Below are 25,611 nucleotides of genomic sequence, written 5' to 3'. Positions count from 1 at the left end.
ATGACGAATCCTCTCGCCGACAAGGTCAAGGCGCTGATCCGGACCAACGGACCGATCAGCGTGACCGACTATTTCTCCCTCTGCCTTGCCGATCCGCAGCATGGCTATTATCGCGTCCGCGAACCGTTCGGGCGGGCGGGGGATTTCACCACCGCGCCGGAGATCAGCCAGCTCTTCGGCGAGATGATCGGCATATTCCTCGTGCATGCATGGCAGCAGCACGGCACACCTGAGGACGCGATTATCGCCGAGATCGGTCCGGGCCGCGGCACGATGATGTCCGACATGCTCCGCGTCATCCGGCGGCTGGCGCCGGCGCTGTACCGGACCACAACCGTTCATCTCGTCGAAACCAGCGACCGGCTTCGCAAGCTGCAGGCCGAGACCTTGGCCGAACACGAAGGCAAGGTCCGCTGGCATGAGAGCTTCGACAGCCTTCCCTCCGGATTCCTGCTCCTGGCTGCGAACGAGCTTTTCGATGCAATTCCGATCCGTCAGTTCGTGCGGACCGCACAGGGCTTCCGTGAGCGCATGGTCGGCCTCGATGCGGAGGGCCGATTGACCTTTGCCGCAGGCATTGCCGGCATTGATCCCGCATTGCTGCCCTCTCCCGCGCCAACCGTCGCGGAAGGCACGATCTTCGAAATCTCCCCTGCCCGCGACGCGGTGATGGCCGCGCTCTGCGAGCGCCTCCGCGCCGGCAGCGGCACGGCGATCATCATCGACTACGGTCATCTGGCGACCGGCTACGGCGACACGCTGCAGGCCGTCCGCAATCACGAATATGATCCGCCGCTTGCCAATCCCGGTCTCGCCGACCTGACCAGCCATGTCGATTTCGAGCAGTTGGCGAGCCGTGCGAAAGCGGAGGGCGTGCAGATCAACGGACTTGCCCGTCAGGGTGATTTCCTGGTCGGCCTCGGACTCCTGGAACGCGCCGCGGCACTCGGCCGGGACAAGGACGACACGACCCAGGAAAGCATCCGCGACGATGTCGAGCGGCTTGCGGGCTCCGGCGCGGGCAGGATGGGGGAACTGTTCAAGGTGCTGGTGGTAAGCAGTCCGGAAGTCGCCCTGGCGCCCTTCCGGAAGAAGGCGTCTTAGCGCCGGCCGTGCACCGCCTCGGGTCTCTCGGCTCGGCAGGGCGATTGACAGTCCCCGCCTGCCGGGTCAACATCGCGCCGGCAAATCAGCTGCAAGTCGACGGGCCGCAACGCGCCCTCAATTCCAACGAAGCTTAGAAAATCACGAGGGCGAAAACACCGAATGCAGGATGATGCCTCGCTATCCCCTGTGCAGAGCCCGCTCTTCGCCGCAAAGGCAGGCCCGGCAATCGCACATGGTTATTTCACGCGCCAGGGAGGCGTTTCCGAGGGCATCTACCGCGGTTTGAATGTCGGTCTCGGCTCGAACGACGAGCGGGAACGGGTCGGCGAGAACCGAGCCCGGGTCGCCCGCTGGTTCGACGCGGAGCCACGACAACTTGCCACGGTGCACCAGGTCCATTCGCCGGACGCGATCATCGTCGACGCCGGTTACGACGGCGCGCGGCCGGATGCCGATGCTCTGGTAACGGCAACGCCCGGCATCGTCCTCGGCGTTCTCTCCGCCGACTGCGGTCCGGTCCTTTTCGCCGATCCGGAAGCAGGCGTCATCGGTGCCGCCCATGCCGGATGGAAGGGCGCGCTCGGCGGCGTGCTCGAAAGCACCGTCGAAGCGATGATCTCGCTCGGCGCCCGCCGCGAGCGCATCATCGCCTGTCTCGGACCGTCGATCAGCCGGAGCCACTACGAGGTCGGCCCCGAATTCGTAGCCCGCTTCGTCGCCACCGAGGCAAGCTATGCGTCGTTTTTCACGCCGTCGGGCCGCGACGGCCACGCCATGTTCGACCTTCCCGGATTGACGGTCCGGCGGCTGACCGAGGCCGGCGTGACGGCGGAAAACCTCGGCATCTGCACCTATGCGGACGAAGACCGCTTCTTCTCCTATCGCCGTACGACGCACAGGCAGGAGCCTGATTACGGGCGGCAGATATCAGCGATTTTCATACGGGAGGTTTGAGATGGCGCTTCATTTCGCCGAAGAAGAATATGCGGCCCGCCTGGCGCGGCTCACGGCCAAGATGCAGGAAGAAAAGCTCGACGCGATACTGCTCTTCGCGCAGGAGAGCATGTACTGGCTGACCGGCTACGACACCTTCGGCTATTGCTTCTTCCAGTCGCTGGTGGTCAAGCGGGATGGTTCCATGGTCCTGCTCACCCGTTCGGCCGACCTGCGCCAGGCGCGTCATACGTCGAATATCGAGCGCATCGAAATATGGGTGGATCGGGTCAATGCCGATCCCGCCATGGACCTCAAGAATCTGCTCAGTGAGCTCGATCTCCTCGGCCGCCGCATCGGCGTCGAATACGACACCCACGGCATGACCGGAAGAACGGCGCGCCTCGTCGACCACCAGCTCTCCACTTTCGGGGAACTGGTCGACGCGTCGCTGCTCGTCAGCCGCCTGCGTCTGATCAAGAGCCCGGCGGAGATCGCTTATGTCGAGAAGGCGGCGAGCCTTGCAGACGACGCGCTCGACGCGGCGCTGCCACTCATCCGCCCGGGCGGCAGCGAGGCGGATATCCTCGCGGCCATGCAGGGTGCCGTTTTCGCCGGCGGCGGCGACTATCCGGCCAATGAGTTCATCATCGGTTCCGGGGCCGACGCACTGCTCTGCCGCTACAAGGCCGGCCGGCGCAACCTCGACGCCAACGATCAGCTCACGCTCGAATGGGCCGGTGTCAGCGCCCATTACCATGCGGCGATGATGCGCACGGTCGTGATCGGCGAGCCCACCAACCGTCACCGCGAGCTTTACAGCGCCTGTCGGGAAACGATCCAGGCGATCGAAATGGTGCTTCGACCCGGCAATACCTTCGGGACCGTCTTCGACGTGCATGCGAAGATCATGGACGAGCGCGGGCTTGCCCGGCACCGTCTGAACGCCTGCGGCTATTCGCTCGGCGCACGCTTCTCGCCCTCCTGGATGGAACACCAGATGTTCCATATCGGCAATCCGCAGGAGATCGAGCCGGACATGTCCCTCTTCGTCCACATGATCATCATGGATTCGGACAGCGGCACCGCCATGACGCTCGGCCAGACCTATCTCACCACGGCCGACACCCCCCGCCCGCTCTCGCGCTACGGACTGGACTTCATATCTGCGTAAGGAAATCGCCCTATGATTTCCGTCGAAAGTGAAGAACGCGCCGGCGGCTGATCCTGCTGCAGCGACCTTTGCGCGTCCATAGGGCGCGCGGCGCTGCAGCCGCCGCATCCGGCGCCGGGATGTTCGAGAGCGGGATGAGGAAAAGTGCGTGCGGTTTTCCGCCCGCGTCCCGCTCTCGCTCTTTGGAAGCGATCACGGTCATGATTTTAGGTCGGCTCGACCTAAAATCATCGTGATCTAGCGGAGACGGTGGGAACGATGCGCAAGCAGATCAATCCGATCGCCAGCCTTGGCCTTGCCGCAGCCTTGGCCGGCTGCAACACGACAGACGCCCTGATCCCGCAGGTGGATGTGGGCGAAGGCACTTTCCGCTCCCCTCCGGTGACCCAGTCGGATCTCGACTCCATGTCGGCGCAGACCGCGGTGATGCCGGTGGAAAGCGTGCCGCCGGGCCGCTCCGCCGCCTTCGCGGCACAGCCCAACATTTCGAGCCCGCCTCCGCAGCACGCCGCCGACAATGTCGGCTATAGCGACTACACCGACCCGGCCGGCACGCTGGAAGGCCAGGCAAACCGTCTCGCCGGCGGTGAAGCACCGGTACAGACGACGCAGCCTCAGTCGGCGCCTGCCCGGATCGCCCGGCATCAGGCACCGCCCGTGGAAGACGCGACGCAGGACAATGGCGGCGAGGAGCAGCCCACACCGGTCGAAACGACGCAGGCGCCCGCGCAGACGCAGCAAGCCGCCGCATCGCCTGCGGCAGCTGCGACCGGCTCGGGCGGAATCCGTTTTCTGCCGATCATCGGCGCGCCGGTCCAGGCGGTCACGCCGCTGTCGAAGCAGCTCGGAGCTTCGGCGCGCAGTCAGGGCCTCGCAATCAAGAGCTCGACCGACAAAACCAGCGACCATATCCTCAAGGGATATTTTTCAGCGCTCAACGACGGCGGCAAGACGACGGTCGTCTATGTCTGGGACATACTCGACGGCAGCGGCAATCGCCTGCACCGCATCCAGGGACAGGACTCCGTTGCAAACACGGCGGCCGACCCCTGGAGCGCCGTCCCGGCAGAAACGATGGAGGCGATCGCCAGCCAGACGATCGACGCCTATATCGAATGGCGTCGGTCGACCGCTGGATAGCGCCTCCGCTCGGGCTCCGCTTTCCCCCGCGCTTTCCGATTTTCGGCCAATCGGCCCGGAATCGCCGTCATCCTGGCCGGCTGGCGCAAAGTTTTTCGGATATTGAGCGTTGCGCCGCAGCAATCCCCTTGCATTCACCTTCAAGGACGCTAAAAAGCGGCCGATCAGCTCTGACAGCGGCCGTCCGCAGTGATTGCCCGCAATCGGAATGGCTCACGGAATCTGCGCGGAGAACCCACCCCCCGGACGACCGGACGTGGCCGCGCCAGCTCAAGGCGGACCGTCAATGAAGGTTTTCGCAGGCAATTCGAACCGGCTGCTGGCCGAAGCGATCTGCAACTATCTCAACCTGCCGCTCGGCAAAGCCACAGTAAGGCGCTTCGCCGATCAGGAAATCTTCGTCGAGATCGGCGAGAACGTGCGCGGCGAGGACGTCTTCATCGTCCAGTCGACCTCCTTCCCGACCAACGATCATCTGATGGAACTCCTCATCATGATCGACGCGGTCCGGCGCTCCTCGGCTCGCCGCATCACCGCCGTCCTTCCCTATTTCGGCTATGCCCGGCAGGATCGAAAACCCGGTCCTCGCACGCCGATCTCCGCCAAGCTGGTCGCCAATCTCATTACCGAAGCCGGTGCCGACCGTGTTCTGACCCTCGACCTGCACGCCGGGCAGATCCAGGGCTTCTTCGATATCCCGACCGACAACCTCTATGCCGTTCCGATCCTCGCGCGAGACGTCAAGGAGAACTACAATCTCAAGAACGTCATGGTCGTTTCGCCGGATGTCGGCGGCGTCGTGCGTGCCCGGGCGCTCGCCAAGCGGCTGGACTGTCTGCTGGCGATCGTCGACAAGCGTCGCGACCGCCCCGGTGAATCGGAAGTGATGAACGTCATCGGCGAAGTCAACGGCAAGGACTGCCTCCTCATCGACGATATCGTCGATTCCGGCGGTACGCTCTGCAACGCCGCCGAGGCACTGCTGAAGAACGGCGCGACCAGCGTCACCGCCTATATCACCCACGGCGTCCTGTCCGGCGGCGCAGTCGCGCGCGTCACCTCCTCGATGTTGAAGGAACTGGTGATCACCGATTCGATCCAGCCGACGACGGCAGTGCAGTCGGCGCACAATATCCGTGTGATCTCGACCGCCGCGCTGCTCGGCGAGGCGATCAGCCGCACGAGCCAGGAAGAATCGGTATCGAGCCTGTTCGATTGACGTTTACGACGCCGCGCGTCTCACCAGACGCGGACGTCGTTCATCTCTTGACGTCCAGCATGTATGATGCCGCCTCGCGGGCCGGCATGGCACTTTTCGCATAGGTGAAAGTGCCGTGCTCCTTGACCTCTCGCGCCGCGCTCATGAGTGCGGCAAGGGCAGCCCGAGCAAAAGAGCCGCCGACACTGATGCGCTTCACGCCCGCTTCCTGCAGTTGTTCCACTGTGTAGACCTGCCCGGCGAGCCCCATGACCACATTGACCGGGCGCTTGACGGCAGAGCAGACCGTTCGGATCGCTTCGATGTCGGGCAGCCCCGGCGCATAGAGGACATCCGCACCGGCCTCCTCGAACGCGACGAGGCGCCGGATGGTATCGTCGAGGTCAGGCCGTCCGCACAGGAAGTTCTCGGCGCGCGCGGTGAGGACGAAGGGGTGCTTGCGGGCTTCCTCTGCGGCAGCGGCAACACGTTCAACGGCCAGGCCGAACTCGAAGACGGGATCGGCGGCATCACCGGTTGCGTCTTCGATCGAACCACCGACGAGCCCGACGCCTGCCGCCAGTGAAATCGTCTCGGCACAGCACAGCGGATCCTTACCGAAGCCGTCCTCCAGATCCGCGGACACCGGCAATTCGGTCGCCTCGACGATATCGCGGGCATTCTGCAATATGACGTCGCGCGAGAGAGCCGCCGCCGAATCCCTCCGGCCGATGGAAAACGCAAGCCCCGCGCTCGTCGTCGCCAGCGCCTCGAAGCCGACCGCCGCGAGAATGCGCGCAGACCCTGCATCCCAGGGATTTGGAATAACGAAAGCGCCCTCGCGATCGTGCAATGCGCGGAATTTCAGGTGCTTGTCTTGCTGCTTGCCCATGCCCGCCATCCGTCGACTGAAGATAACCAGCGATAGCATGAAACGAAAACACGCGGACAAATTTCCCGTAGTCAACCGCGGGGCTGCACCGGGCAAGCCTCGCCCCCACCAAACAGGCGCGAGCGGGTGAGGAACCGCTTCTCCCGGCCGTTATCCAGCGAAAACATGCCGCCCCTGCCGGGCACGACGTCGATGATCAGCTGCGTGTGCTTCCAGACCTCGTACTGACTCGAGCTGATATAGACGGGCACGCCGTCGATCTCGCCGAGCTTCACGTCGTTGTCGCCGACGATATAATCGTCCGCCGGGTAGCACATCGGCGACGAGCCGTCGCAGCAGCCGCCCGACTGGTGAAAGAGTATATCCGGATGATCGCGCCGGATTTCGCGGATGAGGTCGATCGCCGCATCCGTCGCAAGCACGCGCGGCTCCGTTGCTCCGTCGCTCAATTTGCATCTCCTCATTCGCAGAAGCCGGAAGGCCCCCGATGAAGCATCGGGAGCCCGCCGCCAGGATCGGGCCGGCAGGGGGCCGGCCGGATCAGAAGAAGCCGAGCGCTTTCGGGCTGTAGCTTACCAGCATGTTCTTCGTCTGCTGATAATGGTCCAGCATCATCTTGTGCGTCTCGCGCCCGATGCCGGATTGCTTGTAGCCGCCGAAGGCGGCGTGCGCCGGATAGGCGTGGTAGCAATTGGTCCAGACGCGGCCCGCTTCGATCGCGCGGCCGAAGCGGTAGCAGCGATTGGCATCGCGGCTCCACACGCCGGCGCCAAGCCCGTAGAGCGTGTCATTGGCGATTTCCAGCGCCTCGGCTTCCGTCTTGAAGGTCGTGACCGACACGACCGGCCCGAAAATCTCCTCCTGAAAGATGCGCATCCTGTTGTGGCCGTGGAATACGGTCGGCTTGACGTAGTAGCCGCCCGAGAGATCGCCTTCGAGCACATTGCGCCCGCCGCCGGTCAGCACCTCGGCGCCTTCCTCCTTGCCGATTTCGATATAGGCGAGGATTTTCTCGAGCTGTTCGCTCGAAGCCTGGGCACCGATCATCGTTGCTTCATCGAGCGGATTGCCCTGCCGGATCGCCTCGACCCTCTTTACCGCCCGCTCCATGAAGCGGTCGTAGATGCTCTCCTGGACAAGCGCGCGGCTCGGGCAGGTGCAGACCTCGCCCTGGTTCAGCGCGAACATGGCGAAGCCCTCGAGCGCCTTGTCGAAGAAGTCGTCGTCCTCGCTGGCGACGTCCGCGAAGAAGATGTTCGGCGACTTTCCGCCGAGCTCCAGCGTGACCGGGATGAGGTTCTGGCTGGCATATTGCATGATAAGCCGCCCGGTCGTCGTCTCGCCGGTAAAAGCGATCTTGGCGATGCGCGGGCTGGTGGCGAGCGGCTTGCCCGCTTCGAGGCCGAAGCCGTTGACGATGTTGAGGACACCCGGCGGCAGGAGGTCGCCGATAAGTTCCGCCCAGACCAGGATCGACCCCGGCGTCTGCTCGGCCGGTTTGAGCACGACGCAGTTTCCCGCGGCAAGCGCCGGCGCAAGCTTCCAGGCGGCCATCAGGATCGGGAAGTTCCAAGGAATGATCTGGCCGACGACGCCGAGCGGCTCGTGGAAATGGTAGGCGACGGTGTCATGGTCGATCTCGCCGATCGAACCTTCCTGCGCACGGATGCAGGCAGCGAAATAGCGAAAATGATCGATCGCCAACGGAATGTCGGCGGCCATCGTCTCGCGGATCGGCTTGCCGTTGTCCCAGGTTTCGGCCCGTGCCAGAAGCTCCAGATTGTCCTCCATGCGGGCGGCGATCTTCATCAGGATGTTGGACCGCTCCGTCGCCGAACTCCGGCCCCATTTCTCCCTTGCGGCGTGCGCCGCGTCGAGAGCAAGCTCGATGTCGGCGGCGTCCGAACGCGCGACCTGGCAAAGCGTGCCGCCGGTGATCGGCGTCGTGTTGTCGAAATAGCGGCCCGCAACGGGTTCGCGCCATTCGCCGCCGATGAAGTTTCCGTATTTCTGCTTGTACGGGTTCTCGACGATCTTCTGATGCAGCATGGACTTCCTCCCTTGGATGACAGCGGTGCGGTTGCTGTGGAAGGAGAGTGAGGCCGAACGCGCTTTTCCGGTAGGGCGGCGCCGCGGTTGATGGCACCGACTGTTTCAGAATTGCGACAGGTCGACGTCCATATCGATCAATTGAGAGAAAGCCGCTTCATCTTGCGGTAGAGGGTCGCGCGGCTGATGCCGAGGAGATCGGCCGCCATCGACACATTACCCTTCGCCCGAGAGAGCGCGCGGCGCAGCGCCGCACGCTCGGCGTCCGGCAATTCGCCGCCCCCGCCAGGCAGGTCTTCCTGAAGCAGGTCGGAAGCCGGGACGCCGGCGGCGATACGCTCGTCGTCGAGTCCGAGCCACAGCCGGGCAGCCCGCGTCGCGCCGAGAACGAGATCGTCACGGTCGACCGCAAGCAGTGCAGGTCCCGTCCGATCGACCGGTACGAGAACGATGCGAGCGCCGACGAAAGCGCGGCGGAAAAGATTGGCCTCGATTCGTGCTGCGGCATCGCGCACCGCCTGCGAGAGGATCGAGAGCGTCGCCTCGGATGCGTCGTCGCGGCAGGTGGAGATGTCTATCGCTGCGGCGAGCTTGCCGCTCTCGTCGCGGATCGGCGCCGTCGCGCAGCTCAGGCCGATATTGCGGCTGAGAAAGTGTTGGTCGCGCTGGATGAGGACCGGACGCTCGTCCGCGATCGCCGTACCGATGCCATTGGTCCCGACGCTCGTCTCGCTCCACACGGTTCCCGACCACAACCCGATACCGCGAAAGTCCGCATCGTCGCCGCCGGCGCCGCGTCGTTCCAGCGCAACGCCCTTTCCGTCGGTCAGCAGCAGGCAGCACCCGGCCTTTCCGACCGTGGCGAACAGCCGGTCGAGCTCGCCTTTCGCCTCCGCGATCAGGACGCCGGAGCTTTCGCGCGCCAGCCGGAACTCGCTCTCGGAAAGCCGCCAGGGTGAACGCGCCTCCTCGGGCGCCAGGCCGTGCAGCGTCATGCAGCGGCGCCACGATGCAGCGACCGGCGAAGTCACCGCAGCGGAAGATTGATGTGCGATGCGGTAGACCCGCTCGGAGTGGTCCCTGATCGAAGGCAATCGCTCCCTCCCTGGATCGCGGCGATCGGGCCTCCCGGCCCGTGGACGTGATCAACGCTTGCAAGCAAGGCACACGGGCGAGACCCGCGCTCCCCTCCTCCGCTTGGACAGCGTTCTTCGGCGGAACCAGGCGCCGAACTCTCCCCCACGGCGCAATTCCCCCGGCCTAACTATAGGCATCGATGCTGCGGGAGGTCCAGCTAGACGAAGGTTTTTTCGTTCCGCCCTCGACCCGCGCCGTCAGATCGGTATCGACAGGCGGCGAGGATATGCTACTCGACACGGAACCTCGCTTATCGCAACACCCGGTTGTCCGCCATGCTCCGAGATTTCTCCGTCCAAAGCCTCTTCATGGGCGTGCTGATTGCATTCGTGGGCTTTGCCAGCTCCTTCGCCGTGGTCCTGCACGGGCTCGCCGGCGTCGGTGCGAACGAGACGCAGGCAGCCTCCGGACTGATGGCGCTGTCGGTCTCGATGGGCATCTGCGCTATCGTCATCAGCGCCGTCACGAGACTTCCCGTCAGCGTCGCATGGTCGACACCGGGCGCGGCCCTGCTCGCGAGTTCCGGCGCAGTGGAAGGCGGCTTCAGCGCTGCCGTCGGCGCCTTCCTCGTCTGCGGAGTGCTGATCATCGTCGCCGGCCTGTGGAAGCCCCTCGGCCGGATGGTGTCCGCCATCCCCGCGGCATTGGCAAACGCGATGCTCGCCGGCGTACTCCTGAGCCTTTGCTTCGCTCCGGTCAAGGCGATCGCCTTCAACCCGCTCTTCGGCCTGCCTATCGTTCTTGCCTGGGCCGTCGTCGGCAGCTTCAGCAGGCTCTATGCCGTTCCCGCCGCGCTCGTCGCCTTCGTTCTCGTCGTCGCCTTCGGGATCGAAATGCCGGAGGGCGCCGTGGCTGGGCTCTCCGCCGCGCTCGTTCCGAAGGTCGAGTTCGTTCCGCCTTCCCTCAGCACCTCCGCCCTGGTCAGCATCGCTCTGCCGCTTTTCATCGTTACGATGGCATCGCAGAACATCCCCGGCATCGCGGTCCTGAAGGTGAATGACTACCACCCCGATCCGGGTCCCCTCTTCGCCACGACCGGGCTTTTCACGCTGCTGAGCGCCCCTTTCGGCGGACATGCCGTCAATCTCGCGGCGATCACCGCGGCGATGTGCGCCGGCTCCGATTCTCATCCCGACCGCGCCCGCCGCTACTGGTCGGCAATCAATGCCGGTATCGCCTACGTCGTCTTCGGCCTCCTGGCCGGAGCCGTCACGACCTTCGTCAGCCTTGCCCCATCGGTCCTCATCGAGGCCGTTGCCGGCCTTGCGCTGATCGGCGCCTTCTCGGGTTCCGCAGTTGCCGCCTTCACGAATGCCGAGACCCGCGAAGCAGCCGCCATCACGTTTCTCGTCACCGCCTCGGGCGTCGGTTTCGCCGGCGTGTCGGGGGCCTTTTGGGGGCTTGTCGCGGGCGGCCTCATGCTGGCGCTCGCGCGTCTAGCCAAAAAGAGGGCCTGAAGCCGCGCCTTGCATTTGCGCCGGTTCTCGGTTATGGACCCCGCGTCCGCGCAGACACCCTTGGAGGCAACGCGGATGAAGCCGCATGGCGGCTTCAGGTTTTTCCGCATTCTTGACGGACGAACTCTCCAAACAACATAGAAAGGTCTACCTATGAGCGAAACCTACGAGCTCAAGGCCGAGACGCGCGAACGGGTTGGTAAGGGGTCCTCCCGTGAACTTCGCCGCAACGGTCTTATCCCGGCTGTCATCTACGGTGACAAGCAGGCCCCGCTTGCCATCGCACTCTCCACCAAGGAAGTGACGATGAAGATCCACGGCGGCGGTTTCATGACCACCGTTGCGACGATCAACGTCAACGGCGAAAAGATTCGCGTCCTGCCGAAGGACTATCAGCTCGATCCGGTGCGTGACTTCACCATGCACGTCGATTTCCTGCGCGTCACCAAGGGCAGCCAGGTATCCGTACAGGTTCCGGTTCGCTTCGAGAACGAAGAGAAGTCGCCGGGCCTGAAGCAGGGCGGCGCGCTGAACATCGTCCGTCACGAGGTCGAACTCAACGTGTCCGCCGACAACATCCCGGAATTCCTGACGGTCGACCTCACCGGCCTCAAGATCGGCGACACCGTTCACATTTCGAACGTCGCGCTTCCCGCAGGCGCGACCCCGGTCATCACCGACCGCGACTTCACGGTTGCCACGATCGCCGGCCGCACGCAGGAAGTCGAACCGACTGAAGAAGAAGCTGAAGGCGGCGAAGAAGAGGCTTGATCTCTGTTTCCGGCGGACGCCCTGTCCACGCCGGATCGCCCCCGAATGAAAGAACCCGTCCCATTTTCGTGGGGCGGGTTTTCTTTTGCCCGTCAAATGCTGCCTCCCGCGCGCGAACCGGATAAAGTGGTATCGGAAATAGCCGTTGACTTTGGGTGATGGCGGTGATTTTGGGCTGAGGGAACTGGGCGTGGCGATTGCCACTCAAATATATCGCCACAGGGCGAATGCAGGAGTTTGGCCGCATGCTGATCATCGCGGGACTTGGCAATCCCGGCCCGAAATACGCCGGCAACCGCCACAATATCGGTTTCATGGCCGTCGACGCCATTCAGCGACGCCAGGGCTTTTCCGCCTGGTCGAGGAAATTCAAGGCGGAGTTCTCCGAAGGCGAGATCGACGGCAAACGCGTTCTGCTGATGAAGCCGCAGACCTTCATGAATCTCTCCGGCGAAGCGCTCGGCGAAGCGATGCGCTTCTACAAGCTCGCGCCGAAAGACATCGTCGTCATCTATGACGAACTGGACCTTCCCGCCGGCAAGGCCCGGATCAAGACCGGCGGCGGCCACGGCGGGCACAACGGCATCAAGTCGATCGATGCCCATTGCGGCAAGGAATACCGTCGCCTGCGCCTCGGCATCGGCCATCCCGGAGTCAAGGATCTGGTCCACGCACATGTGCTCGGCGATTTCGCCAAGGCCGACCAGACCTGGCTGTCACCGCTGCTCGAAGCGATCGCCGACAATGCGGACATGCTGGTGAAGGGCGAGGATTCGCAGATCATGAACAAGATCGCCCTGGCAACCGGCGGCAAGCCGGAGGTGGAAAAACCCGTCGCTGCGAAGAAGCAGGCGGGGCAATCCCATATCCATCAGGCGCGCGTCACGGCCCAGCCGAAGAAGCTGCCGGCGACGGGGCCGATGGCCGACATGCTCAAGAAGATGTTCGGGCCGAAGGGGGATTAAGGCCTTGCCGCGCGGAGGAGTCTTTCAGTCCAAGGACTTGGCCTGGCTGGATTCCTGTGACAAGCACAGGAATGAGGGCCTGGGGATGTGCCGCCACCACAACCTTCACTTGCGAATGTGCAAGGGAATGATCAACCTGTGACGCAATGAAGCGCGCCGGGAGACCGCACCCTCTCCTACCCTCATCCCTGTGCTCGTCACAGGGATCCAGCAGAGCCGCGTCTGCGGCGCGGGAAGAGCCTTTCCAGCCCAGGGACCAGGTCTGGCTGGATTCCTGTGACAAGCACAGGAATGACGAGAGATATGCGCGGTTTCGCCCGCATCCCGCTCCAACCGGGCAGGCCGCCGCCTCACTCCTCGGGCTCTGCGGTGAACAGCAGCGGAAAGCCCGCCTCCTTGCCGAGGTCGGTCGCTTCCTTGGCTTTGGTCTCCGCAACGTCCTTTGCACACACCACCACGACCGAAGAGCCCATCTTGTGGGCCGTCATCATCACCCGGTAGCCTGCCTCCTCGCTCATCCGGAAAACCGCCTTCAGCACCATGACCACGAATTCGCGCGGCGTGTAGTCGTCATTGACCAGCAGCACCTTGTAGAGCTTCGGCCGCTCCAGCTTCGGCTTGGTCAGGCGCTTTGCGGCTACATCATTGTCGCTCATGGGTAATCCGCCGTCGATGGCATGAGAAAAGCGTTGGCGATCAAGCGGGCGAAGGTGGCAAACCGCCCACCTTTTTCCTCACTCCGCTACCGCCAATATCGCGCTCCGTCCCCCGGCATTCAAGTGAAACCCGGCTCCCGGAGCAAGCGGACCAGCGCGAAAAGCTTGACCGCTTCTCTCCTTTATCCCATAGCCACGCTCAAGAAATCAGGAACGACGGATTATAGCCATGGGCTTCAAATGCGGTATCGTCGGGCTGCCGAATGTCGGCAAGTCCACACTCTTCAACGCGCTGACCAAGACGGCGGCGGCGCAGGCGGCGAACTATCCTTTCTGCACGATCGAGCCGAACACCGGTGAAGTCGCCGTGCCCGACCCGCGCATGCGCAAACTCGCCGACATCGCCAAGTCGAAGGAAATCATCCCGACCCGCATCTCCTTCGTCGACATCGCCGGGCTGGTGCGCGGCGCGTCCAAGGGCGAGGGCCTCGGCAACCAGTTCCTCGCCAACATCCGTGAGGTGGATGCCGTCGTGCACGTGCTGCGCTGTTTCGAGGACGACGACATCACCCATGTCGAAGGCCGCATCCATCCGGTCGAAGACGCCGACACCATCGAGACCGAGCTGATGCTCGCCGATCTCGACAGCCTCGAGCGGCGTGCCGAACAGACGCGCAAGCGTGCGACCGGCAAGGACAAGGAGTCGATGGCGCAGCTTCCGATCATGGAAGCATCGTTGAAGCTGCTGCAGGAAGGCAAGCCCGTGCGCACCCTGCTTTCCAAGCTCGACGCCGACGAGCTTCGCATTCTCCAGAGCCTCAACCTGCTCACCTCGCACCCGGTTCTCTACGTCTGCAACGTCGCCGAAAGCGACGCGGCGACCGGCAACGAGCACACCCGCGCCGTCGAGAAGATGGCCAGGGAACAGGGCGCCGAAACGGTCGTCATTTCGGCGGCGATCGAATCCGAAGTCGCGCAGCTTCCGGAAGAGGAAGCGAAGGAATTCCTCGCGGCGCTCGGTCTCGAGGAAGCCGGCCTCGACCGTCTGATCCGCGCCGGCTACAAGCTCCTCGATCTCATCACCTATTTCACGGTTGGACCGAAGGAGACCCGCGCCTGGACGATCCCGCGCGGCACCAAGGCCCCGCAGGCCGCCGGCGTCATCCATTCGGATTTCGAGCGCGGCTTCATCCGCGCCAACACGATCGCCTATGACGACTATATCGCCTATGGCGGCGAAAACGGCGCGAAGGAGGCCGGCAAGGCTCGCGACGAAGGCAAGGAATACGTCGTCCAGGACGGCGACGTCATCCATTTCCGGTTCAATACGTAAGCGCGGAACCGTTGCGAGCCAGGATCACCGCACGGCATGCAGGCGCGCGGTGATCGCGACCGGCAGCAGGCTCATCGCTGCGCGGCGCAGCTGCTGCCAGAAAATGCCGATCACGAGTACCGTCAGCCCAACCACCGCGAAGGCGATGAAGACGTAGGTATCGAGCGAGGCGCCGCTTTTCTGGAGGATCGTCCAAATTGCCGCGCCCAGCGACAAAAGGCCAGACGTCACGAATGCGCGGCGATCGATCACCAGACCGATCGTCATGAAAAGCGCCACGAGGAAAATAACGGCGGCTGACTGACCCAGGCCTCCCTCGCCCGTCCACCAAACGTCGCCCTGACCGGATATGACGATAAAACCGAGCATCGCATGGAGTAAGGCCGGTGCCGCGGCGAGATGCAGCCAGAAGGCTATGTCGGAGCGCAAGGTCAGACGATGCGGGTCCGAGATGTCGTAGCGCATGGCAAGCGCAAAAATCGCCAGCGCCGCCACGAGAAGAATCGCTGCGACCAGATGGGGATACGCTTCCAGAACGAAGTCGACCCCGAAGGCTTTGTCCAGAGCGAGGAAAACGAAGGCGACCGCCACGGCTGCTATCGACAGCAGGAACAGGGCGAAAGACAGGGGAATTCTGTAGCGCCAGTAAAACAGCCCCAGAGGGACTGGAAAAGCGCAGACATAGGCCAACATCAAATAGGTCTCGTCCGTCCACGCAGGCTGTCCGGCCGCCATGACGTTGTACATTCCCTGCCCGACCCAATGAACGAGCGCCAGGGTCAGCGCAACCGCGGGCAAGGCCAGCCTCTGCCGGCGCACGAGTATTTCCGCCAGAAAGATGATTAGCGGCAGCACGGCGATCGTGCCGCCGATGCCCCAGAGCCCCACAAGCACGACCACCACGCCGATCGTGATAAGAATGTCGTGGAATCCGCGCAGGAAGCGCGGCTGCTCGCTCTCTTCTGCCGCTTGCGCATCGTGGCGTGTCTCGTCAGGGCGGCTTGCTGCGGCCATTGCGGGGCCTGCACTCACCCCCCGCGCCGAAAGAAAAGCATCAAGATCATTGACACGATCGGCTGATATGAGTCCCTTTTCGGCGGCTGCCGCCAGGGCCTTGTTCAAATCTGTCACGGGCGGATCCTTGCGGGAAAAAGCTGCAACGCGCAACTTTCGGTAAGGTGATCGCATGAACAATCGACATGCGCAACCTGGAAAATCAGCCGGACCGAAGCCACGTAAGGTCGGCCCTTTGTGCGTTCTCTTGGAACGCGCGTCGCCGTAAGGAGAGAATGAGGCATGCTTTATTTCGAGGATTTCACTCAGGGCCGGCGTTTCGACTACAGCCCGGTCCTGATGCAGGCCAACGACATGATCGCCTTCGCCAGCGAATTCGATCCGCAGCCCATGCATCTGAATGAAGAGGTCGGCAAGAGCAGCATTCTCGGCGGCCTCGCCGCTTCCGGTTGGCACACGAGCGCGGTCGGCATGCGGATGATGATCGAGGCCTTTCTCGGCGATTCGTCCTCGCAAGGGTCACCGGGGGTCGACTTCATGGAGTGGAAGAAGCCGGTCCTTGCCGGAGATATCCTTTCAGGCTTCAGCCTTGTCCTGGAGGCGCGTCCGTCGAAAACCAAGCCGGCGATCGGCTTCGTCAAATTTCGCAACGAGATCGAGAACCAGAGCGGTGAAGCCGTGGCGGTTTCGGAATGCTCCGTCATGTTCAGGCGCCGCAATGGGGAGGCGCGCGCATGATGACGCTGGAGGAGCTCTACCAGGCCGGGCGCAAGGTCGTCACCGGCAGCCTGACATTCACCGCGGAGGACATCATCCGCTTCGCCCGCGATTTCGACCCGCAGCCCTTCCACGTCGACGAGCAGCAGGCGAGACAGTCGCTTTTCGGCGGTCTTTGCGCCTCCGGATGGCATACCAGCGCCGGCTGGATGCAGTGCTTCCTGCGGTTCTGGAAAGAGGAGATCCGCCGCCTTGCAGCCGAGGGACTGCATGCGCCGACGCTCGGCCCCTCGCCCGGGTTCAAGGAACTCAGGTGGCTGAAGCCGGTCTATGCCGGCGACACGATCACCTATGCGGTCACGTTGCTGGAGGCCCGGATCGTCGCCTCGCGACCCGGCTGGCGGATCAACACGATCCTCTGCGAGGGCGAGAACCAGCACGGCGAGCCGGTCATCCGCTTCGAGAGCAAGGTCATCGAATTCGCTTGAATGGCCGGGGCCAGCTGTTCGATCCTGGCCTAGAAGCCTGTGGGCTCAATGCCCCTCGAATTCGATGAGCGTGCGCACATTGACGCCGAGCGCTTCGAGCTTCTTGCGCCCGCCGAGCTCAGGCAGATCGATGATGAAGCAGGCTGCGACGATGTCCGCACCCATCTGCTTCAGGAGCTTGGCGGCGCCCTCGGCGGTGCCGCCGGTGGCGATCAGGTCATCGACGAGGATCACCTTGTCCCCGGGAGCGACCGCGTCCCTGTGCATTTCCATCTCGTCCACGCCGTATTCCAGACTGTAGGCGATCCGCACCGTGTCGTGCGGCAACTTTCCCTTCTTGCGAATGGGTATGAAGCCGGCCGAAAGCTGGTGCGCAATCGCCCCGCCAAGGATAAAGCCCCGCGCCTCGATGCCGGCGATCTTGTCGACCTTGGTACCGGCATAGGGATGGACGAGCTCGTCTATCGCCCGGCGGAAGGCCCGCGGATTGCCGAGGAGGGTCGTGATGTCACGGAACATGACGCCGGGCTTCGGATAGTCCGGAATGCTTCGAATGGCGGAAATCAGTTCCGATTGAACAGCGGTCATGTGTGAATGCGGCCTTTGCTGGATCCTCGATTGCCACAGGCATAGCACCAACAAAGCGCCCGTTTACAGGATTTTCTTCGCTCGGGGTCCCGGCCGGAACAATTTGGCGAGAGCGCGGGTTGATGCTAGGCTTTTCAAGGGGAGGCTTGCCGATTGTAGGAAGGAGGAACACCATGCGCCTATTCGAATGCGGTTCGCTCGTCCCGGGTTGCGCTTGGCACACCCGCGCTGACAATGATGCGGAAATCGTGCGCCGGGTCGTCGAGCATATGCGCGAGACCCATGGCGAGACCATCATCCGCGAAAACATGGTCGACAACATCAAGGCCCGCATCGTCGACGAAACCAAGGTCGCCTGACCGCGGCCCGAACCGGTCTCAGCCCGACCGCACCATCGACTCGAGCCGGGCGACGAGGGTCGCCCGCTCGACCTTGAAGTTGCGCTCGACCCAGAAGGCTTCAAGCTCTGCCAACACTTCCCCCACCTTGGGACCGGCGGGAACCCCCAGTTTGAGGACATCGGCACCGTTCAACGGGAAGACAGGCCGCTGCCATTTCTCCGCCCGTGCAAGGAGTCGGTGAAAGGAGGCGCTGTCGGCAAGGAATGCCGGATCGGTTTCGGCCTTGCGGCGTGCCGAGGCAAGCGCAAGCCTCAGCCGGACGACGATGCCTTCTGCGCCATGGCGATAGAGCCTGCGGTCGAGCGCCGCATCCGCAAGAGTAGCGGCGATTTCCGGCGCTTCGGCGAACCGGTCGAGGTAGGCGCTCTCCACCTTGGACAGCCGCAGACGTTTGGCCATGGCTTCAAGCCGGTCGGCGTCGGGCGGCACGATCGCCGCAAGCCTAAGGAGCGGGTCCGCCTGCCAGGAAAAACTCTTCTCCGCCGCGATCAGCGCGGGGATAGCGTCGATGCCCCATTTCTCGGTCTCGGGCAGGATCTCGCTCAGCACACCTGCCTGCCGCATCCACAGGAGCGCACGGCCGGGGTCGTCGGCCGAAAGCAGCTTCTTCGTCTCCGTCCACACGCGTTCGGCGGAAAGCGTGGCGAGCTTCGCGCGGGCCTGGGCGCAGGCCCGCAGGCCTTCGGCGTCCGGACGGCCGCTGCCGTAATGGGCGAAGAAGCGGAAGAAGCGAAGAATACGGAGGTAATCCTCGGCCACGCGTTCGGCCGCGCTGCCGATGAAACGCACCGTCCGCGTCTCTATGTCCCCGAGGCCCCCGACATGGTCGATGATCTCGCCGTCCGCACCGGCATAGAGGGCGTTGATGGTGAAGTCGCGGCGTTCCGCATCCGCTTTCCAGTCGGTCCCGAAGGCCACTTCGGCGCGACGCCCGTCGGTCGCGACGTCACGGCGCAGAGTCGTTATCTCATAGGGAACACCTTCTATGACGAGCGTCACGGTGCCATGGTCGATTCCCGTCGGCACCGCCTTGATGCCGGCGCGCCCCGCCCGCTCGGTCACCTCCTCGGGACGCCAGGTGGTTGCCAGGTCGACGTCGCCGGCCGGCAAACCCATGAGGCTGTTGCGGATCGCGCCTCCGACGACCCGAACCTCGCCGCCATCGGCGTTCAACAGGTCGAAGATGCGGCGAAGATGAGGAGCCTGAAACCAGCGCTCGGCGACAATGGAAGTCATGCATAGAGCCTTTCATAGAGCATGCGGACGATCCCCGCGGTGATCCCCCAGATGTTCCTTTCGCCATAGGGCATGCGATAGAAATGGCGCTCAGCGCCCTGCCAGTGACTGCTTCCCCGTCCATGATTTCGGGGATTCATCAGGAACGACAACGGCACCTCGAACACGCTCTCCACTTCCTCCGGATTAGGCTCAAGCACGAAGCCGGGCTGAACCACCGCAAGCACCGGCGTGATGCGGAAGCCGGACATGGCCATGTAATGCGGCAGCCGCGCGACCGTCTCGACGAAACGCGGATCGAGCCCGATCTCCTCCTCAGCCTCGCGCAGTGCGGCGACTTCGATGGAGGGGTCTTCCGGATCCACCGCACCGCCCGGAAAGGCGACCTGGCCGGAATGCTTGCGCAAATTCGAGGTGCGCTGGGTGAAGATGACGTTGGCGTCTTCGCCGTCGTCGACGACCGGGACGAGGACTGCGGCGTCCTTCAGATGCAGGGACTCGAGATAGGATACGATGCCCGGGTTCAGCAGGAAGTCCCCGTGATCGCGCCAGGCAGTCTCGATCGGCCCCCCCGCCTGCTGCAGCGCGCGGCGACGGAATTCGTCGGCGGAGTATGGGTGACCGTTCATCGGCACAAAGCTTCCAGCTCGGCCGCGGGCATGATCGGGAAGATCGCTCCGGCCGATCTGACGCAGAACATCTCCACCCCTTCCACCGCGATGGTCTCGCCGAGCTCGACGATGTCGTACATCACCGGTCGCGAGACGAGCGCTTTCAGCCGCCCGCGCACATGCAGATAGGGTTTGAGTTCGCGATTGTCGCCGTGGATAACGAAGCGCAAGGGATGCTCCGGGCCCGCCTCGACCACGTCGCCGACATTGGTGCGGAAGGTCAGCACATTCTCGCCGTCCTTCTCGGTCACGCTCATCTCCACGGCGATGAACGGCGCGTCGGCGACCCGGATGCCGACCTTTTCCACAGGCGTGACGAGATAGGTCTTGCCGTCCTCGTCCTTGCGAAGCACGGTCGAGAACAGCCTCACCAGCGGCTGCCGGCCGATCGGCGTGCCCATGTAGAACCAGGTTCCATCGCCGCGGATTTCCATGTCGATGTCGCCGCAGAACGGCGGATTCCAGCGGTCGACCGGCGGCAACCCTCTCGCCTCGCCGCCCGTCTGCCCGGCAGCGCGTGCGATCAGCGCCGCCAGGCCGGCCGCATCGCCCATTTGCTGAATCTTGGCTTCTGCCATTGTTCCGTCCCGTTTGGTCTCGATCTTGCATCCGAAGCATGACGCCGTTGCCTGCTGCATGTCCTTGTTCGTGGCCGATCGGGGACAAACGCATGCAGCAGCTAAAAGTGCTACAGCAAGCCTTGCGCGTCTGATAAGACGCGGCGCTGTAGCGTCGGCTATGCACCACAAGCTCGCTTCGGCGCATATGTCCGCATTCGCGCCTGGAACGCAATGCTTCAGGCTTTGGTGTCAAGCTCACGAGATAGTGCGACGGCGGCGGCTTGTCAGCCGCCCCGCGGGGTCTAAATTGAAAAACAGGAACTGGACAGCCGGCATCGGCGATCGATCCAGAAGCGGACGACCGGGAGACTTGCAATGAGTGTAATGAAAGGCGCGACCGAACTGGCCGACGAAAAGGCGATCGTCGCCGCAGCCGAGGCAGCGCTCGGAGAGGTCGCGCTGGTCCGCGCCGAGATCGGCAAGGTCATTTTCGGTCAGGAGAGCGTCGTCGAGCAAACGCTGCTCGCGGTACTTTCCGGCGGACACGCGCTGCTTGTCGGCGTTCCGGGACTTGCCAAGACCAAGCTCGTCGCCACGCTCGGCATCGTTCTCGGGCTCGACAACAGCCGCATTCAGTTCACGCCCGACCTCATGCCCTCCGATATCCTGGGTTCGGAAGTCATGGACCAGGACGCGGCAGGTCATCGCTCCTTCCGCTTCATTCCCGGCCCGATCTTCACGCAGCTCCTGATGGCCGACGAGATCAACCGCGCCTCGCCGCGCACGCAGTCGGCCCTGCTGCAGGCGATGCAGGAATATCACATCACCATCGCGGGCGACCGCAAGGACCTGCCACAGCCGTTCCACGTGCTCGCAACCCAGAACCCGCTGGAGCAGGAAGGCACCTATCCGCTTCCCGAAGCCCAGCTCGACCGCTTCCTGATGCAGGTCGATGTCGGCTATCCCGAGCTTGCCGCCGAAAGACAGATCCTGCTCGAGACGACCGGACTCGCAGAAACCGAGGCGCGGCCCGTGATCGACGCAGGCCGCCTGCAGCAGATCCAGGGGCTGATCCGTCAGATGCCTGTCGGCGAGAAGGTGGTCGACGCCATCCTGGCGCTCGTTCGTTCCGCACGCCCCGGCAACGGCAATGTCGACACCGACAAGAACGTTGCCTGGGGGCCGGGTCCGCGCGCCGGACAGGCGCTCATGCTCTGCGCCCGCGCCCGCGCGCTCTACGACGGGCGGCTTGCCCCTTCGATCGACGACGTCCTTGCGCTCGCCGAGCCGGTTCTCCAGCACCGCATGGCGCTGACCTTCGCCGCCCGCGCCGAGGGCATGTCGGTGCGCGACGTCATCGCCGACCTGGTGAAGCGGGCCAAGGGCTGACGCATGGCCTCGATCGGGCACATTGTCGCGCGTACCCCTTCCGGTGAGGTCCTGTCGCGCGCGCAGCAGCGCGCGATGCTGGTGCCCGACTGTCTTGTCGAGGCCCGCAGGATCGCCAACACGGTCATCACCGGTTGGCACGGCCGGCGCAAGCGCGGTATCGGCGAGAACTTCTGGCAGTTCCGCCCCTACAGCGACGGGGAAAGCTTCTCGCGTATCGACTGGCGCCGTTCCGCCAAGGACGACCACACCTATGTCCGCGACCGCGAATGGGAGGCAGCGCACACGATCTGGCTCTGGGCCGATCTCTCGCCCTCGATGATGTACAAATCGACGCTCGGCGCCGTTTCGAAGGAGAGCCGCGCTCTGGTGCTGATGCTGGCGCTCGCCGAAATTCTCGCCCGTTCCGGCGAGCGGATCGGCTGCCCGGGCGTGATGGAGCCGGTTTCGGCACGCAACGCCGCCGAGCGGCTGGCAACCGCAATCATGCATAGTCCGCTTTCGGAGGGCCTGCCCGATACCGCAATGATCCGCGGCGCCAGCGACCTGGTTCTGATCGGCGATTTTCTCGACCCCGCCGACAGGGTGATGGAACGACTTGGACCGCTCGCCCGCCGGGGCCTGCGCGGCCATGTCGTGGAGATCGCCGATCCGGCGGAGGAAGTCTTCCCCTATGCCGGCAGAACCGAGTTCACCGACCCTGAAACCGGCGAGAAGCTGACCGCGGGACGCGCCGAGATCCTGCGCGAGGATTACCAGCGTGCCTATCGCGCCCGCCGCGAAAGCCTCGGCACGAGCCTGCGCCATCTCGGCTGGACCTTCATTCCGCACAGAACGGATCGGGCGGCGTCGGAAGCTCTGGTCACGGTGCATATGCATCTTTCAGGCATGCCGGGCCGAGCGGCCCATGGGGGGCTTGCATGATCGGCGGCCTCTCCTTCATTTTTGCCAACCCCGCCATTCTGGCAGCACTCGTGGCACTGCCGGTGATCTGGTGGCTGCTGCGCATGACGCCGCCAAGACCTGCGGCCGAAATCTTTCCGCCGCTGCGCATCCTGGCTTCGGTGATGAAGCGCGAGGAGACACCCTCGAAAAGCCCCTGGTGGCTGACCCTTCTCAGGATGCTGATGGCCGCGGCCGTCATCTTCGCGATCGCCGACCCCGTCTTCAACCCGCGCAGCAATACGCTCGCGACCTCCGGGCCGCTGGCGCTGCTGATCGACAACAGTTGGGCAACGGCGCCCGACTGGGAGCGGCGTGTCGAAGCCGCCTCGGCGCTGATCGACGACGCCGAGGCGAAGGATGTCGCGATTTCGATCGTCTTCACCGGAGAGCGCCAGCACGACGCGACGCCCGGATCGGCGAGCACTGCGCGCAACCGGCTGGCGGCGGCCAGACCCGAGCCGCTGCCCGCCGACCGTGGTTCCGCAATCGCGGCCTTGCAGGCGGCCTTCGAAGACGCTCCTCCGGGAACGGTCGCCTTCATCACCGACGGCATCGAAGGGGGCGACGGCAAGACGATGGAGGCGCTGGCCGGGATCGGCGCGGCCGGTCTCAAGGTGATCGAAGCGGACGGCAGCGAGGCCGTGGCGCTCACTGCGACGAGCAACGAGTCCGGCGGCATGTCGGTGACGGCGAGCCGGCTGAAGACCGACGACGGCCGTTCCCTGCCCATCGTTGCGTTCGATACCCGCGGCCGGGCGATCGCCGGCGGGGCCATCGATTTCGCACCCGGCGCAGCAACCGCCAAGGGGATGATCGAGGCCCCGTTCGAACTGCGCAACGACTTCGCCCGCATCGGCATCGAAGGAGCCGCGACCGCCGGCGCCCAGCATCTCCTCGACGACGGCTTTCGCCGCCGTCGCGTGGCTCTACTGAGCGGCGAGGCACGTGACCTGTCGCAGCCGCTGCTCTCGCCGCTCTACTATATCAATCGGGCGCTCGCCCCCTATGCCGATCTCGTCGAGCCCCGCCAGAACGATCTTGCCGTTGCAATTCCGGAGCTTCTCGAGCAGCGCCCCTCGGTTCTGATCATGGCCGACATCGGCCGGCTGCCGGAAGAGACCTATCCTCTGCTTGCGAAATGGATCGACAACGGCGGCACGCTGATCCGCTTCGCCGGCCCCCGCCTGGCCGCCGCACCTGCCGACGATCCGCTCGTCCCGGTCACGCTTCGCCAGGGCGAACGGGCGCTCGGCGGCGCGCTCTCCTGGTCCGAACCGCAGCCGCTCGCCGACTATCCCGGCAACAGTCCCTTCGCCGGCATGGCCCGCCCCACCGACATTCTCGTCAAGCGTCAGGTTCTGGCCGAACCGACAGCCGATCTGGCGGAGCGCACATGGGCAAACCTCGCCGACGGCACACCGCTGGTCACGACTGCGACACGCGGGGCGGGCCGCATCGTGCTCTTTCACGTCAGCGCCGAGGCCACATGGTCGAACCTGCCGATCTCGGGCCATTTCGTTGAAATGCTCCGCCGCAGTGTCCAGCTCTCGCGCGGCGGCGGTATCGCCAGCGACGGCAAGGCGGTGAAGGCGCAGACCTTGCCGCCCTACCGGCTTCTGAACGCCGATGGCGTGCTCGTCGCCGAGACGGGCAATGCCCGTCCCCTCGACATCGTGCCCGGCAAGGCACCGGTCGCGACAGCCGACAATCCTCCGGGGCTCTACGGCTCCGAGGACGGCTTTACGGCGCTCAACCTCTTACCGCGCGACGCCGAGCTCAAGCGGATCGACATGACCGCCGCCGGCCCTCATACCTCCGAGCGGCTGGCCGGTACGGAAAGCTGGTCGCTGAAGCCGGCGCTGATGACGCTCGCCCTCCTGCTGCTGCTCGCGGACGCTCTGATCGTGCTCTTCATGGGTGGCGTGTTTTCACGCGCTCGGACGGCAAGGGCCGCTTCGGCAATCATCATAGTCCTCGCCGGAACCGTCTTCCTCGCCCCGCCGCAGGTCTTTGCCGACGACACGCGCCCGGACGACCAGCGCATCCTCGAGCGGCTGGACACCACGCATCTCGCCTATGTGGTCACCGGCGAGGAAGAGGTGGACCGCCTTTCCGAAGACGGGCTGAGAGGCCTCACCGACTTCCTCACCTATCGCACCACGCTCGAGCCCGGCGCGCCCGTCGGCCTTGACATCTCCAAGGACGAATTGAGCCTCTACCCCATCATCTACTGGCCGATTTCCGCCAGCGCGCCCATGCCGAGCCCGCAAGCCGTCAGCCGAATCGATGCCTATATGCGGGCGGGCGGCACGGTCCTGTTCGACACGCGTGATCAGTTTTCCTCGCTCGGCTCTTCATCGAACGGAACCAGCGCGAACACCGAACGTCTCCAGGCGATCCTCGGCAATCTCGACATACCGCCGCTGGAGCCGGTTCCGGCCGACCATGTCCTGACCAAGGCCTTCTATCTGCTGACGAATTTTCCCGGCCGCTATACCGGCAGCCCGCTGTGGATCGAATCCCAGCTCGATAGTCGCGAGGAACCGAGCAACCGGCCGGCGCGGCCGGGCGACGGGGTGACGCCGATCATCATCACCGGCAACGACTTTGCCGGTGCATGGGCCGTGGATTCGAACGGAGTCGCACTGCTGCCGACCGTGCCGCCGGACGAAATGCAGCGCGAATACGCCTTTCGCTCCGGTGTCAACATCATGATGTACATGCTGACCGGCAACTACAAGGCCGACCAGGTGCACGTGCCCGCCCTGCTCGAGCGGCTCGGACAATGAG

The 25,611-nt window shown here is 64.3% G+C and carries 25 protein-coding genes; 15 read left to right on the top strand and 10 right to left on the bottom strand.

Going from position 1 to position 25,611, the window contains the following annotated elements; genetic code table 11:
* The 5 genes from AC6CIG_RS05095 to AC6CIG_RS05075 all read left to right on the top strand — a co-directional run bounded on the left by AC6CIG_RS05095 (position 1) and on the right by AC6CIG_RS05075 (position 5,573).
* The gene (locus AC6CIG_RS05095) at positions 1-1,104 is read left to right on the top strand and encodes a class I SAM-dependent methyltransferase (RefSeq protein WP_127710089.1); all 1,104 of its coding nucleotides are present in this window, start codon (positions 1-3) and stop codon (positions 1,102-1,104) included.
* A 162-nt stretch (positions 1,105-1,266) separates the two neighbouring features.
* Positions 1,267-2,061, top strand: a complete 795-nt coding sequence (gene pgeF / locus AC6CIG_RS05090; RefSeq protein WP_127710091.1) for a peptidoglycan editing factor PgeF — start codon at positions 1,267-1,269, stop codon at positions 2,059-2,061.
* Position 2,062: 1 nt separating this feature from the next.
* Positions 2,063-3,214, top strand: coding sequence for a M24 family metallopeptidase (locus tag AC6CIG_RS05085; RefSeq protein ID WP_018095643.1), 1,152 nt, complete (start codon positions 2,063-2,065; stop codon positions 3,212-3,214).
* Between the two features lie 258 nt (positions 3,215-3,472).
* Complete coding sequence (locus AC6CIG_RS05080) at positions 3,473-4,354, top strand: hypothetical protein (RefSeq protein WP_127710092.1); 882 nt, start codon at positions 3,473-3,475, stop codon at positions 4,352-4,354.
* Positions 4,355-4,640: 286 nt separating this feature from the next.
* Positions 4,641-5,573 carry a ribose-phosphate pyrophosphokinase gene (locus tag AC6CIG_RS05075; protein ID WP_018095645.1) on the top strand — a complete coding sequence of 311 codons (933 nt, stop codon included), beginning with the start codon at positions 4,641-4,643 and terminating at the stop codon, positions 5,571-5,573.
* 40 nt (positions 5,574-5,613) lie between these two features.
* Here the strand turns inward: AC6CIG_RS05075 and AC6CIG_RS05070 are convergent, their stop codons facing one another.
* The 4 genes from AC6CIG_RS05070 to AC6CIG_RS05055 all read right to left on the bottom strand — a co-directional run bounded on the left by AC6CIG_RS05070 (position 5,614) and on the right by AC6CIG_RS05055 (position 9,587).
* On the bottom strand, positions 5,614-6,444 hold the full coding sequence (locus AC6CIG_RS05070; RefSeq protein WP_026168664.1) for an isocitrate lyase/PEP mutase family protein: 831 nt from the start codon (positions 6,442-6,444) through the stop codon (positions 5,614-5,616).
* A gap of 71 nt (positions 6,445-6,515) precedes the next feature.
* On the bottom strand, positions 6,516-6,893 hold the full coding sequence (locus AC6CIG_RS05065; RefSeq protein ID WP_018095647.1) for a DUF779 domain-containing protein: 378 nt from the start codon (positions 6,891-6,893) through the stop codon (positions 6,516-6,518).
* A 91-nt stretch (positions 6,894-6,984) separates the two neighbouring features.
* Positions 6,985-8,493: an aldehyde dehydrogenase gene (adh, locus tag AC6CIG_RS05060; protein ID WP_100671828.1), complete on the bottom strand. Its 1,509-nt coding sequence runs from the start codon at positions 8,491-8,493 to the stop codon at positions 6,985-6,987.
* Positions 8,494-8,630: 137 nt separating this feature from the next.
* Positions 8,631-9,587 carry a helix-turn-helix domain-containing protein gene (locus AC6CIG_RS05055; protein ID WP_127710094.1) on the bottom strand — a complete coding sequence of 319 codons (957 nt, stop codon included), beginning with the start codon at positions 9,585-9,587 and terminating at the stop codon, positions 8,631-8,633.
* A 318-nt stretch (positions 9,588-9,905) separates the two neighbouring features.
* On the opposite strand from AC6CIG_RS05055, the gene AC6CIG_RS05050 reads away from it, so the two are divergent.
* The 3 genes from AC6CIG_RS05050 (at position 9,906) to pth (ending at position 12,823) form a co-directional block, all read left to right on the top strand.
* A complete protein-coding gene (locus tag AC6CIG_RS05050; RefSeq protein ID WP_127710096.1) occupies positions 9,906-11,087 on the top strand; it encodes a benzoate/H(+) symporter BenE family transporter in 1,182 nt (393 codons plus the stop codon).
* A 153-nt stretch (positions 11,088-11,240) separates the two neighbouring features.
* Entirely contained in the window at positions 11,241-11,858 is a 618-nt protein-coding gene (locus AC6CIG_RS05045) for a 50S ribosomal protein L25/general stress protein Ctc (RefSeq protein ID WP_018095651.1), read from the top strand.
* 245 nt (positions 11,859-12,103) lie between these two features.
* Complete coding sequence (pth, locus tag AC6CIG_RS05040; protein WP_127710098.1) at positions 12,104-12,823, top strand: aminoacyl-tRNA hydrolase; 720 nt, start codon at positions 12,104-12,106, stop codon at positions 12,821-12,823.
* Between the two features lie 350 nt (positions 12,824-13,173).
* Here the strand turns inward: pth and clpS are convergent, their stop codons facing one another.
* Positions 13,174-13,479 carry an ATP-dependent Clp protease adapter ClpS gene (gene clpS / locus AC6CIG_RS05035; protein WP_127710100.1) on the bottom strand — a complete coding sequence of 102 codons (306 nt, stop codon included), beginning with the start codon at positions 13,477-13,479 and terminating at the stop codon, positions 13,174-13,176.
* 229 nt (positions 13,480-13,708) lie between these two features.
* Between clpS and ychF the strand changes: the two genes are divergently transcribed.
* On the top strand, positions 13,709-14,812 hold the full coding sequence (gene ychF, locus AC6CIG_RS05030) for a redox-regulated ATPase YchF (RefSeq protein ID WP_127516871.1): 1,104 nt from the start codon (positions 13,709-13,711) through the stop codon (positions 14,810-14,812).
* A 24-nt stretch (positions 14,813-14,836) separates the two neighbouring features.
* On the opposite strand, the gene AC6CIG_RS05025 is transcribed toward ychF, so the two are convergent.
* Positions 14,837-15,943 (bottom strand): hypothetical protein, encoded by a 1,107-nt coding sequence (locus tag AC6CIG_RS05025; RefSeq protein WP_498322483.1) that lies wholly within the window; start codon positions 15,941-15,943, stop codon positions 14,837-14,839.
* A gap of 165 nt (positions 15,944-16,108) precedes the next feature.
* On the opposite strand from AC6CIG_RS05025, the gene AC6CIG_RS05020 reads away from it, so the two are divergent.
* Positions 16,109-16,564 (top strand): MaoC family dehydratase, encoded by a 456-nt coding sequence (locus AC6CIG_RS05020; RefSeq protein ID WP_437411690.1) that lies wholly within the window; start codon positions 16,109-16,111, stop codon positions 16,562-16,564.
* On the top strand, positions 16,561-17,031 hold the full coding sequence (locus tag AC6CIG_RS05015; RefSeq protein ID WP_127710104.1) for a MaoC family dehydratase: 471 nt from the start codon (positions 16,561-16,563) through the stop codon (positions 17,029-17,031). The genes AC6CIG_RS05020 and AC6CIG_RS05015 overlap by 4 nt, the downstream gene beginning before the upstream one ends.
* A gap of 45 nt (positions 17,032-17,076) precedes the next feature.
* On the opposite strand, the gene AC6CIG_RS05010 is transcribed toward AC6CIG_RS05015, so the two are convergent.
* A complete protein-coding gene (locus AC6CIG_RS05010; RefSeq protein ID WP_028010466.1) occupies positions 17,077-17,619 on the bottom strand; it encodes an adenine phosphoribosyltransferase in 543 nt (180 codons plus the stop codon).
* A 173-nt stretch (positions 17,620-17,792) separates the two neighbouring features.
* On the opposite strand from AC6CIG_RS05010, the gene AC6CIG_RS05005 reads away from it, so the two are divergent.
* Entirely contained in the window at positions 17,793-17,978 is a 186-nt protein-coding gene (locus tag AC6CIG_RS05005) for a DUF1059 domain-containing protein (protein ID WP_003534500.1), read from the top strand.
* An 18-nt stretch (positions 17,979-17,996) separates the two neighbouring features.
* Here the strand turns inward: AC6CIG_RS05005 and AC6CIG_RS05000 are convergent, their stop codons facing one another.
* The 3 genes from AC6CIG_RS05000 to AC6CIG_RS04990 are packed head-to-tail and all read right to left on the bottom strand — an operon-like array spanning position 17,997 to position 20,505.
* A complete protein-coding gene (locus tag AC6CIG_RS05000; protein ID WP_437411689.1) occupies positions 17,997-19,256 on the bottom strand; it encodes a CCA tRNA nucleotidyltransferase in 1,260 nt (419 codons plus the stop codon).
* Positions 19,253-19,885 carry a CoA pyrophosphatase gene (locus AC6CIG_RS04995; RefSeq protein ID WP_127710108.1) on the bottom strand — a complete coding sequence of 211 codons (633 nt, stop codon included), beginning with the start codon at positions 19,883-19,885 and terminating at the stop codon, positions 19,253-19,255. The genes AC6CIG_RS05000 and AC6CIG_RS04995 overlap by 4 nt, the downstream gene beginning before the upstream one ends.
* Entirely contained in the window at positions 19,882-20,505 is a 624-nt protein-coding gene (locus tag AC6CIG_RS04990) for a DUF1285 domain-containing protein (RefSeq protein ID WP_026168666.1), read from the bottom strand. Before AC6CIG_RS04990 ends, AC6CIG_RS04995 begins: the two co-directional genes overlap by 4 nt.
* Before the next feature lie 357 nt (positions 20,506-20,862).
* Between AC6CIG_RS04990 and AC6CIG_RS04985 the strand changes: the two genes are divergently transcribed.
* Genes AC6CIG_RS04985 through AC6CIG_RS04975 form a run of 3 tightly spaced genes read left to right on the top strand, consistent with a single transcriptional unit; the run spans position 20,863 to position 25,610 of the window.
* Positions 20,863-21,876, top strand: coding sequence for an AAA family ATPase (locus AC6CIG_RS04985; protein WP_127710111.1), 1,014 nt, complete (start codon positions 20,863-20,865; stop codon positions 21,874-21,876).
* Positions 21,877-21,879: 3 nt separating this feature from the next.
* Entirely contained in the window at positions 21,880-22,800 is a 921-nt protein-coding gene (locus tag AC6CIG_RS04980; RefSeq protein WP_127710113.1) for a DUF58 domain-containing protein, read from the top strand.
* Positions 22,797-25,610 (top strand): DUF4159 domain-containing protein, encoded by a 2,814-nt coding sequence (locus AC6CIG_RS04975; RefSeq protein ID WP_498322481.1) that lies wholly within the window; start codon positions 22,797-22,799, stop codon positions 25,608-25,610. Before AC6CIG_RS04980 ends, AC6CIG_RS04975 begins: the two co-directional genes overlap by 4 nt.
* Position 25,611: the final 1 nt, after the last annotated feature.

The organism is Sinorhizobium sp. GQ132 (assembly GCF_059758575.1).
Note: the sequence above shows the minus strand (reverse complement) of the source record. Positions and strands in the feature narration are given on the sequence as shown.